Origin of the sequence: Azospira sp. I09 (assembly GCF_009177135.1) — a bacterium.
GTDB classification, from domain to species: domain Bacteria; phylum Pseudomonadota; class Gammaproteobacteria; order Burkholderiales; family Rhodocyclaceae; genus Azospira; species Azospira oryzae.
Window position 1 is genome coordinate 263,891 of the sequence record NZ_AP021845.1, and the last position, 13,497, is coordinate 277,387.

The 13,497-nt window shown below is 55.6% G+C and carries 16 protein-coding genes; all 16 read right to left on the reverse strand.

What is annotated here, in order from left to right; all coding sequences use genetic code 11:
* Positions 1-34: 34 nt before the first annotated feature.
* The 16 genes from AZSP09_RS19185 to traD all read right to left on the reverse strand — a co-directional run bounded on the left by AZSP09_RS19185 (position 35) and on the right by traD (position 13,495).
* Positions 35-637, reverse strand: a complete 603-nt coding sequence (locus tag AZSP09_RS19185) for a S26 family signal peptidase (RefSeq protein ID WP_152091224.1) — start codon at positions 635-637, stop codon at positions 35-37.
* A complete protein-coding gene (locus tag AZSP09_RS19190; protein WP_152091225.1) occupies positions 634-1,182 on the reverse strand; it encodes a hypothetical protein in 549 nt (182 codons plus the stop codon). The genes AZSP09_RS19185 and AZSP09_RS19190 overlap by 4 nt, the downstream gene beginning before the upstream one ends.
* Positions 1,182-3,851 (reverse strand): type IV secretion system protein TraC, encoded by a 2,670-nt coding sequence (traC, locus tag AZSP09_RS19195; RefSeq protein ID WP_152091226.1) that lies wholly within the window; start codon positions 3,849-3,851, stop codon positions 1,182-1,184. Before traC ends, AZSP09_RS19190 begins: the two co-directional genes overlap by 1 nt.
* A gap of 15 nt (positions 3,852-3,866) precedes the next feature.
* Positions 3,867-4,460, reverse strand: coding sequence for a type IV conjugative transfer system lipoprotein TraV (gene traV, locus AZSP09_RS19200; RefSeq protein WP_152091227.1), 594 nt, complete (start codon positions 4,458-4,460; stop codon positions 3,867-3,869).
* Positions 4,457-5,200, reverse strand: coding sequence for a DsbC family protein (locus AZSP09_RS19205; protein ID WP_152091228.1), 744 nt, complete (start codon positions 5,198-5,200; stop codon positions 4,457-4,459). The genes traV and AZSP09_RS19205 overlap by 4 nt, the downstream gene beginning before the upstream one ends.
* A gap of 71 nt (positions 5,201-5,271) precedes the next feature.
* Positions 5,272-6,534: a TrbI/VirB10 family protein gene (locus AZSP09_RS19210; RefSeq protein ID WP_152091229.1), complete on the reverse strand. Its 1,263-nt coding sequence runs from the start codon at positions 6,532-6,534 to the stop codon at positions 5,272-5,274.
* Complete coding sequence (locus tag AZSP09_RS19215; protein ID WP_152091230.1) at positions 6,534-7,247, reverse strand: TraK domain-containing protein; 714 nt, start codon at positions 7,245-7,247, stop codon at positions 6,534-6,536. Before AZSP09_RS19215 ends, AZSP09_RS19210 begins: the two co-directional genes overlap by 1 nt.
* A gap of 10 nt (positions 7,248-7,257) precedes the next feature.
* The gene (gene traE / locus AZSP09_RS19220; protein ID WP_152091231.1) at positions 7,258-8,058 is read right to left on the reverse strand and encodes a type IV conjugative transfer system protein TraE; all 801 of its coding nucleotides are present in this window, start codon (positions 8,056-8,058) and stop codon (positions 7,258-7,260) included.
* 33 nt (positions 8,059-8,091) lie between these two features.
* The gene (traL, locus tag AZSP09_RS19225; protein WP_152091232.1) at positions 8,092-8,385 is read right to left on the reverse strand and encodes a type IV conjugative transfer system protein TraL; all 294 of its coding nucleotides are present in this window, start codon (positions 8,383-8,385) and stop codon (positions 8,092-8,094) included.
* A gap of 37 nt (positions 8,386-8,422) precedes the next feature.
* On the reverse strand, positions 8,423-8,719 hold the full coding sequence (gene traA / locus AZSP09_RS19230) for a TraA family conjugative transfer protein (RefSeq protein WP_152091233.1): 297 nt from the start codon (positions 8,717-8,719) through the stop codon (positions 8,423-8,425).
* Positions 8,720-8,790: 71 nt separating this feature from the next.
* Complete coding sequence (locus AZSP09_RS19235) at positions 8,791-9,045, reverse strand: hypothetical protein (protein WP_152091234.1); 255 nt, start codon at positions 9,043-9,045, stop codon at positions 8,791-8,793.
* Positions 9,042-9,632, reverse strand: coding sequence for an OmpA family protein (locus AZSP09_RS19240; RefSeq protein ID WP_232058927.1), 591 nt, complete (start codon positions 9,630-9,632; stop codon positions 9,042-9,044). The genes AZSP09_RS19235 and AZSP09_RS19240 overlap by 4 nt, the downstream gene beginning before the upstream one ends.
* On the reverse strand, positions 9,625-10,317 hold the full coding sequence (locus AZSP09_RS19245; protein WP_152091236.1) for a lytic transglycosylase domain-containing protein: 693 nt from the start codon (positions 10,315-10,317) through the stop codon (positions 9,625-9,627). Before AZSP09_RS19245 ends, AZSP09_RS19240 begins: the two co-directional genes overlap by 8 nt.
* 85 nt (positions 10,318-10,402) lie before the next feature.
* Positions 10,403-11,038, reverse strand: coding sequence for a DUF4400 domain-containing protein (locus tag AZSP09_RS19250; RefSeq protein ID WP_172974849.1), 636 nt, complete (start codon positions 11,036-11,038; stop codon positions 10,403-10,405).
* A 10-nt stretch (positions 11,039-11,048) separates the two neighbouring features.
* Positions 11,049-11,573 carry a hypothetical protein gene (locus AZSP09_RS19255; RefSeq protein WP_152091238.1) on the reverse strand — a complete coding sequence of 175 codons (525 nt, stop codon included), beginning with the start codon at positions 11,571-11,573 and terminating at the stop codon, positions 11,049-11,051.
* Positions 11,570-13,495: a conjugative transfer system coupling protein TraD gene (traD, locus tag AZSP09_RS19260; RefSeq protein WP_152091239.1), complete on the reverse strand. Its 1,926-nt coding sequence runs from the start codon at positions 13,493-13,495 to the stop codon at positions 11,570-11,572. Before traD ends, AZSP09_RS19255 begins: the two co-directional genes overlap by 4 nt.
* Positions 13,496-13,497: the final 2 nt, after the last annotated feature.

Below are 13,497 nucleotides of genomic sequence, written 5' to 3' on the forward strand. Positions count from 1 at the left end.
AGCCGAAGCTGCGGTTGAAGCCTTGCGAGGATGATCAGAACAACGAGAAGGTCCGGCCGATGATTTCTTTCTCCGAAATCCATCCAACCATCGCGTAGCGGGAATCCAGACTGTCGGGGTGCGGAGCAAACACGTAATAGGAGCCCTGCGGTATCACCCCAACCGGCCCCGCCTCGAGCGGCTTGCCCCGCCTCGAAAGAGTCTTCGCTACACCGATCGTGCCGTTGCTACCTGGGATCATCGTCGACATATCGCGTTCGCCTGGTGATGTAACCGAGAACCCCCTGGCAGGAGTCATGCTGACGATATCCCCGCCCACTCCTCCAATGATCTTGACCATATGGGCACCCTTTCGGAACGGAGAAACCGTGTTTTCCGTCGGGAATTCAAAAGCCACATAATCGCCACGTTTGAGACCTGTCTTCCACCCCTTAACCGTGATGAAGACGTGATCCGGCAACGATTCGGTGTAATTGACGTCGATGCGGATTACCAACTGAAGCAGGAACACCGCAACCAACGGAATGGTGTAGTGCTTCCAGTAACGTCGAAAGTGAGCCCGGCACAAGTCCAGATATTCGGAGAGCGATAAACGGCGCGCCCCGTTGTCCGGTGAGAAAAGTGAAGTCAAACTCATTTTTTTGGTTGCTCCAACATGGGCGGCTGACCACGGCCGCCGGCGCCGCGCAGCTGCTGGACGAGTTGCGCCTGGTCCACTTTGTCCATGCCAAGACGTTGCTTGAGCTGTGGGGTTAAATCTTCCGCAGCAGCAGGTTTGACCACGGCGGCCTTGACGAACAAACTGCAGCCACACTCTTGTTGAATTTCGGCGAGAGCAACTTCGATGTCCTTGGCAAACCGCGCGATTTCCTCGAATGCAGCGGCACCTTTATTCTCGCCAGGTTCGGCTTGTGTAGCAGCCAAGGTAACCTGCAGTTCCTTGAGATTCAGCACCTCGGCAATATCTACGACACCAAACCGTTGCTTGTTCGGAGCCACGACGAAAAAGTGGTAGGCGATCAGTGTCACCAGGACAATAAGCAGCATGCCTGTTCCCCTAATCAGAGCCTCAAGCCAGCGACTACCTTCCTTGTCTTGCTGCCCCTCGACTTCGGATGCAACATGAGTTTCAGCCGCGGTGCTGACCTTGGTCGCACCAGTCTCTTCTAGTTTTTCACTCATTACGCAGCCTTTCTATTCTGTTTGTGGGCGTAGCCTGGAACACCGCGATCTGCAAGAACGGCCTCGAGGGAATCCACGATTGAATATCCGCGCTCGCGGTAATGACGCACAGCCTCGAAATCTTCCGCCTTGGAGGAAACAAGCAGCAGAGAGAACGGGTCGAACAGCACCCGGCCGATGCCGTGCCCCATCTGTCCACCATGGACAAAAACCTCCGAATAGCTACCTTGCACGGTCTTGACGGACATCAACATGTCCTTCATATGCTTATCAATGACGAGCTTGTCTGCTTTCTCAAGCGCCTGAACGCTCTCGGCCTTCTGCCTGAGCAGAAACATCCAGTCAGCGTTGTTCATCGCTGCTTCCGCAGCACGGCTCAAAGAGAAGTCCCCAATGCTCTGCGTTGCAGCACAGAACGATCCGTTGTACTTCCGCGCCCGGCGATAGCCCGTCTCAATGAAGTCGCCACTGCCGCCACCGCCAAGCAGGGCCCAGGCCTCGTCTAAAATGCAGACCTTCGGCTTGTCCCGGGTGAGGTACATGTTCTGGGTAATGCGGTACATCAGCAGGAACATGATGACAGCCTGCAGATCCTTCTTCGCAGCGAGTTCTTCCAACTCAAGCACGATCAGGTCATTGTCAAAGTTGACGTTGGTTTCACCCAGGAAGTAGCGGCCGTAAGGGCCATCAGAGGTGTAGGGGAAAAGCTGAACGCCCAAATCACGGATCCGGGGATCACAATAGTTCTGGCGCTCTTCGTGCGACATTGCCCGAACCCTAGCAACCCACTCCTCGTCTGCAGCCTGCGGATTCGGCCCACCTTTCTCGCAATTGTTAATCAGGGAGTAAGCTAGATTATCGACGCTAGCGTTGCGCCCTTTGTCGTACCAGACCGAAAGAATGTGCAAACCCAACTGGCGCCGTCGGTAGTCGTCGAGGGGTTCGCTCGGAGAAATCATCTGCTCGAAGAGCGGAATCAGCATCTCGAGGTCTTCATCAATCGCCTCAACCATCGAGAATGGATTAAGTCGAATGTCAGACTCCTGGGTGAACTCGAGATATTGCCCGCCAACTGTGTGGCACAACTTCTCGAAGCTGCGGCCGATGTCGATGATCCACACCCGACCGCCGATTCCCAGGTAGGAAAGCGCGATGCTATTCAGCAGAACAGACTTTCCCGAACCAGAGGTACCACAGATTGCCGCATTGAAGTTGCCTGAGACATTGCCGAACAGGTCGACGCACATCGCCTGCCCACGACGGCCCCACATAGGCACGATCGGTCTTCCGACGCCATGCCATTCGGCCAATAGGGGCGCCATGTTGACAGCATTCGGCACCGTCTTCGTCGTCATTCGCTGGGCGGTACGGATGTCCTTCGTGAGCGTAGGCGTTAGCGACATTGGGAGCGAGCCCAGAAGACCCTGGATCTGGATGAAGGTGTCCTCGACAATCTCAAACTGACGAGAACGCCAAACCGCCTGAGCAGACTGCTCGGCGCGTGGCATATCGTTTGGCGAAGCGAATAGGATGAGTTGGTGATACATGCGCACCGTCCCTTTGCCATCGTCAAACGAGCGTTGTGCAATATCCCAGTCGTGCTTGATGTCTTGCAGCTCAGGCATGAATTTCGCCATCGGCGAATCAGCTTTCTGCGTTGCGCGAGCCGATTTCATCTGGGTCGCGGCTCGAGTTTCCTCGAAATCCTGAGTGGTGATCCCGATGGTAATCATGAACGGCGATGTATAACCAATTGCCGGCTGCATGTAGTCACCAATCAAAGACCCCATGGCGTTGAGAGTGCAAGCCTTCGGATAGCTGCGAACACTCATGCACTTCGCAACGATCTCGTTATTCCGCTGCGGTAGCCCGTAGACCAAACCATCCTCGGTAACTCGCATCACCGTATTCGGCGCAACGATTTGTTCTTTGATCGGGCGGCCTTCGTCATAGTTGATATGAGGAGCGTTTCTCTTCAGCAAGGTTTCCTGGGGATTCAAGATGACCGCACACCAATTGATCAGATCCTCGGGTCCCCATTCTCGCTCGAATTGATAATACGTCTTGAGCGTAGTCGCACACGTCTCCCGGATGGAAGCAATCTCGTTCAGGAGGTCTTCGTCATCGTAGGTCGAAGCAGGAATGACGACACTCATAACGAGACGGAAGTCTCGTAGCAAATAGGGCTGATTCGGGACAACGGGGTCAGTAGCCCCCTTTCGGAAATGCTCGGCTTGGCGTTCGGCAAGTGCTCGGAACAACTCGCGACGTTCGCGCTCCTCCTTCGATGTGGCTTTCTCCGGGTCAAGGCGAGCGTTGACATATGCATCCAGGTAGCGATCGATAAGCGGGGTCGCAATGAGGCTCCATTGAACCCCAGCACCCTTTGGTAAGTAGCTGAAAATCGTGGTCAACAGATCCGCCATGTCGGGCGTTGCTCCTGTCTGCGGAATCATTTCCAGACAGAAACCGATTCCATCTACCTTCTGGGGAACATCCCCCTCAAGGACAAACAGCCGTTGCTTCGGCATCCATGCCAAATACGGTAAAAGTTCCGAGAATTTGTTGTAGTTCACTTCCCTCGTAGGATTGGACACCGGAGTCGGCGTGTAATGCTCTTCCGGTGCATCCTTGAAGAGTGACTTGATGAAGCTTTTGATAGCACCCATGGGTTTCGGCCTCGCTTACTTCAAGTCCGGTTTCTCGACCAGATTTTCATAATTGCCCTTCTGGATAAGCGGCTGCGCTTCCTTCTCCGCCGGAGGTGCAGACTCGTGATTTTGTGTAGCCCGATTAAGGGGGTAGATCGGGCGGAATTGATTGCTTATTGCGTTCCGGTTTGCCTCGATCATCCACTTTCCAGAATGGACCATCGTGTAGAAGTAGCTCTGATCGTGAAGATCGCCGCCCTCATCCTCATATGGCGCCATCCAAACTCGAAGCACCAACGGTGGTTGCCGTACAGGCATCCCGGAGTACGCCGCATTCATATCCCTAGGCGAAACCTTACCTTCAGTCTTCGTCGCTCCATAAGCCGGCTTCTTCTCGTCCTTCGACGGCTGGTCGTTGTTAGCTGACTGGCCCTCGCCAGTGCGCTGGAACGGCAGATTTCCTGCCGAAGCGTTCTGATGGACACCGCTGATGGATTGACAGGTAACGCCGGGCGCAGCCTTACAACTGAAGCTGCTCGAAGCATCAAGACCGCTCATGCTCCCGCAGCCGGCCAAAAGACCAGCCGCGGCGAGCGCAATACCCACCGAAAAAGGGACGCGCTTCATTTGCTGGCCACCTTCGCAGCAGCCTGATTCAACATCTGCTCAAGCTTGGCGGCAGAAGGCGCACCGGGGATGATTGATCCATCGGGAAGAATCACCGTCGGGGTGCCATTGATGCCCATAGCCTCAGCAAGCGCAATGTTTCGATCCACGGGGTTTTCGCACTGACCGGTTGGTACCTCGTTGCGACGCATTAGGCCGTCCCATGCCTTCACCTGATCTGCGGCACACCAGACGCCAACTGACTTGGCCTTGGCTTGCGGATGAAGCTGATCGATGGGGAACAGGTAGAGATAGATTGTGACGTTGGTCAGGTTCGCGATGTTGTTTTCGAGCTGCTTGCAATAGGGGCAGTCCGGGTCGCTGAAGATAGCGACCTTGCGGCTCCCGTCACCGCGAACAATCTTGATGGCATCCTTCAGCGGTAGCTTCTTGAAGTCGACTTTCGCTACCTGTTCGGCCATGATCTTTCCTTCGGTCAAATCGGTCTGCGTCTGCATGTCGAACATGTGGCCAAACAGGAAGTACCGACCCGACTCCTCAACATAGGCAACGTTCTTGCCCATCACGACCTCGTAGACCCCGGGCAGGTTCGTCGAGGAGACCGACTTGATAACCGTGCTGGGATACTTCTGTTTGAGCGTTGCCATAACGGCCATTTCCTTGAGCGCGTCGCCGGCGTAAGCTGAGCCTGCCAGCAGAGTGGCCGCCAGGATGGTGGTGATGAGTCTCGTCGTCTTCATTGCATGCTTCCTTTTGAAATGAGTGAGGGCCGTTAATTCTTTCAATTAGGCCCAGGCGTTTCTGGAATTTCTTACTTTCGGGCAACAGCAACGCCCTTGGTGATCACGATATCTACTGGCTGACCAGCATCGACCTCGATGATCGGGAACATCTTGTCGGCTAACTGGATGTAGTACCGGGACAGTTGTGTGAGCGCGTTACCAACCCCTTGCCCAACGCCAGCTTGAATCTGCTGTCCGTCTTTCACCGACTGTGTAGAACCGAGCGGTGAAACAGAGGTGGTCATAGCCCCCTGGGAAAAGGCAGTGCCGATACCAGAGGCCACGCCAGCTAAGAGGGCGTTGGCGAGAACCTGCCCTTGCTTACTGACGAGGCGACCCCGAACGCCGGCCTTGCCGGTCTGGTCTGCAATGTAGCCCTTCACCGACACATCCAACGCACCGCCGTCTTCAGAAATGCAACTCAGACGATCCAGGCGAATATAGGCTCTCTCACTGCTCAGATCGCCCGCTCCATTTGCGGTAAACCGACAATTTTTGTAGTCGGCCTTAAACTTGTTCGGCAGCGAAGCCATATCGAGAACTTCAATAACCACGGGATGTGGATTTTGCTGAGCCTGGCCACCAGTAGGGGCGTCAAGGCCCGAAAGCAAGACTCCCCGCATGAACGTCCCTGCAGGGATATATGTCTCGGCGCTTTGATCGCCCGTCACATTGGCGCCGCCACCGTTGGCTCCGCCAGTGCTTCCACCAACGGCACCAGTTCGCGACGGCTGCGCCGCTTTGGCAGGTGAGGAACCACCGCCAGACCCCATGTCGACCCGCATGATTCCCTTGATGGTTTCCGGGCGCGGCCCGCCGGCGAAATCAGGATTTGCTGGCTGGCCCAACTGACCCGTTTGCATCGGCAATCCAGTAGGCGGAGGCGCAGCTTTCGCCTTGCGTTCAGCTTCTTCACGCTCCCGTTCTCGGGCGATCTTATCTTCTGCTTCTTTCTTGGCAGCCAGTTCTTGTTCCTTGAATTTGGCGTCCGCACTAGCCTTGTCGTTCGCAGCCATCTTGGCCTGAATATCTGCCAGCTGCTGTTGAAGCTGCGCGACCCGAGCACCTTCTTGAGTCCGCCAGATATCCGCGTTATTGACCTGCTCACCGAGCGCGCCGAACGCCTTGCGTGTAGATTCAGGAGCACGTGGAGGTGGGGCTTTTTTCGGAGCGCCGAGCATCGCAGCTCCGAATGCAATGACACCGACTACCCCAACAAGTCCGGCCAAGATCACCATCTGCTTACGGCGGACGGGCGACATCCCAGCCACCTTCGACTTGATTCCGGCCATCAGTTGCTCCTCACCACATAAATGTTCGTGGATTGGCCTGGATCAAGCTGCATGTTTTCGATCGCGACCGCAACGACCCCCTTGCGGTAAAGTTCCTGCTCGACAAGGCGCATGGGGGTCTTTCCAGTGTTGGTAAGAACGTATTTCTCGCCGACCAACTCGCGCTCGTTGTACACCGCGATCATCACGAAATACGTGTTTTCCCAGAGAGAGAATTCCTGCTTGGTCGCCCGCACTTCGACGTTGCTGGGCGGCTCCTCCAGGGCCATCGCGGCGACAAGCGAACGGACGGTCCGATCCATCCCACTCGCTGCGCCTTTTTTCCCTCCTGCTCCAGCAGCAACATTCCGCTCTGCCCGGACATTGAAGGGTTCGCGAATGACAATATCTTCCTGGGGGATATCGACGGCCTGCATCACGAGGTTGTACGTCGTCCCACTCGAGGCGATGACCCGGACGTTGATAGGCTTGTTCAGAACCACCGGCCGAACGAACAACTGCCCACGATCATCGTCCTTTTCGACGGTCAATTCGCCGTCGGTGGCGATCAACGAGCGGATTTTTCCACCGTCGATATAGAGGCGGGTCGTTTCCTTCGCGGAGATCTTGACGAAACTGTTCTGCCCTTCAACGGGATCAACAGTTTGGAGAGCGAAGGCGTTTAGCGAGGCGAGGGCGAACGCCGCCGCCAGAAGCAATTTCTTAGGGGCCATACCGATTCCTTTAGCGAGAATTTGGGGTAGTGGGCGTTACGCCCGACTGAAGCGCTTCTTTCGCGGCGGGATTGGACGCTTGCGGCGCAGGCGGTAAGACAGTACCAACCGCCGGTGCAGAGCTCGGAGCTAACGTTGCAGGGGCAGCTGGTTGAGAAGCCTGTGCTGCGGCAGCTTGAGCTGCAGCTTCCTGCTGCATTGCCGCTTCGACTTCAGCATTGGCTTGGGTGACGGGAGGGTCGAACGGCTTGAGGGGACTCGTCTCACGCAATTCCTTGATGAAGGTGCGACTTCCGTCATAGTCGAAAGTCACAAGATAAGCCTTCATCTCGTCGTTAGGGACACGCTTGTCTGCGATCCACGTGCTCTGAGCGCCGATGAGCACCAACGACTGACCCTTCTCGCTAATACGGACCTCACGGGGCATGAAGATCTTGCTCATGTTGTCTGCCTTCAGGCGATTCGAGCCGATCTTGAAGCGAATTGCCAAGTCCCCATAAAGGGACGGGTGGACGTATTTGAGCAAAAGGTTGCTCTGGTAATCAATGGAGGATGGGGTAACGGTCGCATACTGCTGAATGACCCACGAACCCATCTGTTCGAGGTATTCGGGACTCAGTGTCCGGCCATCAACCCAGAATGATTTGCTGATTTCTGGAGGGGAAAGGATGGTACGCACCGTGCGATCCATCGTAAAGAACGCCCCTGCCATGAAGACGTTTGTCAGGAGTGAAGCTCCAAGGATCATCTGGAACGCCCTGGTAACGCCGCCGCGTGCTTCCACATCGGCCATCAATTTACTGAGCAGCATTAGTGCAGTCTCGTCGTCTCGGTGTTGGGATGATCAGCCGATAAATTCACGGACGGCCGACGGAGGGGTAATACGGAAGCCGAAACTGGTCGGCAAATACCAGTAGAGGGCGTGAAGACCAAAGGCGCGGCTGCGCCCAGCCTTCAATTTCTGGTAGGACATGGCGACAACCACGCCCAAGCCAGAAAAGGTCATGGTCTGATTCGTCATGATTCCGATGACTACACAGCCCATGAAGAGAATCGCCACATCGAAGTCCCACCACAAGAACTTGGGAGGATCATCCAGGCGGTGCGGGATGATGTACTTGTGATCGATATCCGACATGGCGATTACTCTATGCTTGCGGCTTGCGCCGGCTGACTTAGATCAGCGCGGAAGCGATGCCATCGATGATGCCGGGGCCGATGGCGAACAGCACGGCGAAGATGATGCCGACCAGGGCGGGCATGGCAGTGGACTTCGCGAAGCCGACGATGGCACCAACCAGGAAGGCGGCGATGGCCAGGGTGCGGCCCAGGTAGCCTTCCGACCAGCCCTTCACCAGGTTGTACATGGCGCCGAATTCGGTACCGGAGGTACCAGCGAAGGCCGGAGCAGCGAGAACGAGGGAGGTAGCAGCGAGGCCGGCACGGTTGAACATCTTGGAAAGCAGTTTCATATCTTTGTCCTTGGCAAAAATTGGAGGGAATTGGGTCTCGTCGTCTCGTCGTCTCAAAGTCTCTTGAACTGCTACGTGGCCTTGTCGTCGTCGAGGTCTCGCCTCACGACATCCTTGACCCGGGCGAACAGGCGCTCACGCGCTTGATCGTCCCTGCTTGCATCCTCGATCGCTATTTCAAGGGCGGCTGTCGCAATGCGACGCTCCTGAAACAAGTCCCGCTCGGTGAGGTCCGCGCGGAACTTACGAAGGCTTTTCTTGGTGTCTTCTCGTACAAGCACGGCTCGGTAACCGTGCTCGTAATTTCCACTAGTCTGTGTAGTCATTTGGTCGTAACCGTTATCTCAATGTCTGTACGTCTGAGTTCTCTCATGGCGGCCTTGGAGGCAGCCAGGCTTCCATCACAGCAGGGGTTTTGCGCCACTGCCGCAATTCGGTCTGCCGGGATACCGGCCATCACCAGTACAGCCTTGACAGTTTCTGCACGGCGTACGGCCAACTTCTCGTTAAACTTTCGCGGTCCCGTCGGATCGGTGCGACCCGCCACCTCAATGCGCTTTGCATCCTTCAGCAGACCGGACGCCACAACTGCTTCTGCTTCCTTGCGGCCATCGGTGTCTAGACGGCTCCAGCCCCAGCGGAAGTGGACCTTGAAATGAACTTGTTTCGGCATCTCAGCCACCTTGACGGGAGCAGGGGCTGGTGGCGGTGCCGGTGGTGCCGACGGGGGGAGGAATTTCGGTGTCCGCTGCGGGCACTTGTCTGTTTCGCAGAACACCAGTTCGGCGTTTTGCTTGGTACCAACCTGGACAACGCCAAACTTACCGTTGGGAGACTGCTCGTCGGCGTTCGGGACAGATGCACAGGCCGTAACCATCATAGCCAGAGAGGCGCAGATCAAAGGCTTATTCATCGTCACGCCCCTCTTCATAATTCAGGAAGCCGCCGACAGAAAATGTGCGTGGCTCGTATTCCGCCAGCGCCGAGGCGATCATCATGGGCTGCTCGGACTCACCGAGCTTCACAACCATGATTTTCTTCGGCTGCACGGCAGCACTTGCGCTGTGAATAACCTTGTTGGAAGCGGCCGTTGCCGCTTGTTCATAGGTGGCGGCCGCATGTGTCGGCGCACCGATGTCCCCGACCTTGTTCAGGGCTGCATGAATCTTCCATGCATATTGATTGCGGCGGCGATCACATTCCGCTTTATCCAGCTTGGCGCACCCCACGTTGTAGGCGCCGATCGCATTCCAGTTCCAACCGAGCTTCTTGGCGTTGTTCGACAGAATCCATGCACCTACTTTGATATTTGTGCATGCGTCTTTCAGGGACTCTTCCGTGACACCGTACTTTTCGAGCTTTGGCAGCCAACTCGAATTGATCTGCATTATTCCAACGTCATGCGTCCCATTGCTGTTGCCGTTGCGGGCTTTCGCATTGAATCCACTCTCGGTCTTCGCGACAGCCTTCAGCACGTTGACCGGAATGCCGTAGCTCTCGCTGGCGGCCTCCCAACACGTCGCTTTTGCGGCGATAGGAGCTGCAAAAGCCAGCCCCGACAGCGCGATTAACAGGAAGTTTTTTGTTGCGTTCTGCATGGGATGAATCTTGCCGGTTGGCAAGAAACGTCACAACGCAGAAATGCCGCCGTTTTGAGGGGGTTAGGTGTAGGAATGGACCCCGTTACGCAGAATGTTGAATGTTCGAGATAAGTAGACGTACGAGAACACCCATAAACGTGATCACGGCGGGGTAGAAAAAGACCGACAAGGGGGTTACTACCGCGAAGGCAACCATCGAAATTGCGGCCATGGCGATGATGACGTGCCACGAGATGTTGTAGACGGTGGGGGACGTATATTTGAAGGACGCCAGCTTCGCCTTTCTCGTCATTACCCCATCAAAAAGGATGGCAGCCAAGAACGGCGTCAAATAGACGATCCAAGACCAGGAATGAGCGACCCTGAAAAAGAACATCCAGATGTTGTAGAGAAAGTTCCCCCAGTATTCCATCAGGTGCTCCGCATAGGGTGTCATCGCCTTCGGCAGCATGACCCCTGGCGCCACCTCCTTGCTAGGCATCGGCTTCACGAAATGCTTTCGTATAAGCGGATCGATTCCCGTACTGACCATCGCTGCGCCGTAAAGTCGGTTCGTCCGATCCAAGATCGTTTGCACTTCCTTACCGTCATACCACTCCCCCGCGGTGGCCAGTTCGCTTTCCACGCACGACTCGTAGTCGGCCTGGTTAATCAGCAGGGGTGCGAAAAGAAAGATGACGATGATGGCGAGTAGCCAAAGTAATCCGTGGCGAGTCACGATGTCTTCCTCACTGTGCGGTGCTCATGTGGAGCAAGCTATGGTAATCAAGTCCGGCCACCTCAAGTTCTTGAGTCGGGCTGATAGCCGCCAAAAGCTTGATCATTACGGTGCCGGATGCGACCGGGGTTTCACGCTCACGAATTTGAATCGCGTAGCGCTTATGGTTGGCTAGGTGCCTCATCAATGGCTCGTCGTAAGTCCAAACCGCCCAAAGTCCATCCTTGTCCTTGACGGATACGCGGAGAGACGAGAGAACCTTGGCGCTTGCAGCGATTCGCTCGATGAACTTCCTGTGGCTTGCTTCGTAGCCCAATGGCAACGTTTCGTCGTAGGTAGCGATCGCATCCCTCAGTGTGCGCTCGGCAAGGTTCTCACCATTAACGACCAACCAGGGCGATACGAAGTGGATGAATTGGAGCGCAACACGCTCCAGGGTAGGCCAATCGGTGAACGCCTTTACCGGACTCGATGAAAACCCGGCGTTGCTAAGAATTCTGTTGAGGCTTACCCGCACGAAGGTATCTCCACTCATGCTTCTTCATGTGAAATGATGGGCAGACGACCCTTGATAAGTCTGCCGCCAGACACCATTGCTATGTACTGCCAGTTCGGCAGTTGCCCAAGTACGTCCGGCGGGAGCACATCTTCAAGTGCTTCCGTTACCCTCTCCTGAACGGAGCCCGTGAAATGGGTAATCGTCTTTTCAGTCGAAGAAGATGTCGCATGGATCTTCTGCTGCGTATAGACGTAGGTCTGGCCAAAGGTTTCCGTGACGAAATCTTGAGTAACTCGGTCCTTGATTCGCATGGAGACGAGGTTGTTGAAGTTGCCGAGCATCTGTCTCGCCTTGTCCATCGATTCAAAGCGAGCGGCCAGGTCGGGGATTGTTTGGATCGCCGCCAAATTGATAAAGCCGGCGCCGGCGGATTTATTCAACATTTGGATGTACGGATCGTTGACCACCTCTGCTGCCTCATCGACGATGAGGAAGACCTTGTGGTTGCCACCATAGTTGTAGAAAGCAGCAGCAACCGAAGTCAGATCCGATAACAACATTGAGCCGACAGCGGAGCTGATTGTCTTATTCGCCAACGAATCCAGACCAATACTCACCACGCTGTTGGCGCGGATCAGAGAAGCAAGGTCTGTCATCGGCCGAGTGTCTGCAACATCCCTCGGGTCGGGGGAAAGCAGAGCCCCCAGGTCCCCGGTGGTGAGCATGCCCAGAATCGGCACTAGGTTAGCAATCATCTTGGAGTAGTGGGCGCTGTCATGCTTGTAGATAGTTGCCAAGGCCTCAATAGCCTCGTCTCGCAAGCCGCGCGGAACGATCATGTCCAAATAGAACTCCAGGAGGAGGTGGAGTGACTGGCGCACAAGAATCTCGCCATCTTCCTGTCCCTTCTTTCCCTTCGCTTGCTTGAGCGTCCGCGCATACGCCGCCACTTCGGTTTCCCAGTTTGGCTGTAGCTCCTCGTCGAAGAACTGAAGAATGACACGCATCAATAGATCGGCAATCCCGTTGTCCACGTAGGAACGAATGCGCACAAGCGACGGCTTCTCGCCCGTTGCCAGCATCCCCATAACAATGGCGTTCAGCACCCCCCACGCGAAGTCCCTGAAGGACGAGGACTTATCCCCTCCAGGCATCAGTGCGGCGATCCGCGAGGCCAAGTCACTTGGATTTGTATAGTTCTTCAGAGGATCAATACGAGCGCTTGATGCAGGGAACGCAAGATGGAAGCGTACAAAATCGTGCTCCCGGCCCGCTTGTTTGCACGCCGCGCGCAGGGATGCATCAAAGGGTTGGTCTCCCTTCGGATCAATGCAGATGACGGTGTACCCAAGCTCGATAGCCATTTCAGCGATCAACTCGAGGAAGCGAGTCTTCCCGCACCGAGTCGTACCTACCAGAAGGGTGTTACCGATCAGGTTCTGAATCGGTACATACAGTTCTTCCTCGGCTCCATTCAGGCCGTGAATCCAAGGGGCCCCGATATATTCTGCCGTGTTTGCACCAACCTGCTCGCCGCTCCATTGTTCGATCATCCACATGATCATCTTCGGTGGATAGAACTGTTCCGGGTCAGCTCGCTTGATTTCGTACACTCGCTGGGTGTGAACAGGGGTCCAGTCGAAGCCCTTCCCGAACCACAGAGCCAGCGAGTTCTCCTTCCCTTCTTCGCTGGTGACTTTGGCTTTCAATTCCTCGTCGGAAATGAAACTGATGCCCTTTCCACCCAAACTCCATTTGAGCCGCCAAATCTCCCAGGCCCTAAGAAGGTTGAAGATCATGAACCCAAGGGCGGTAGCCCCAAGGTAGTAAAACGGAAGATCAGGGAACGAGGTGGTGTACCAGACGAATGACAGCCCGACAACGCAAAGGAACCACACGGCTGCGGAGTAGGCCTCGTAGGCCGTCCGCCACGGCATCTCGAATTGGCGAAGTAGCATTG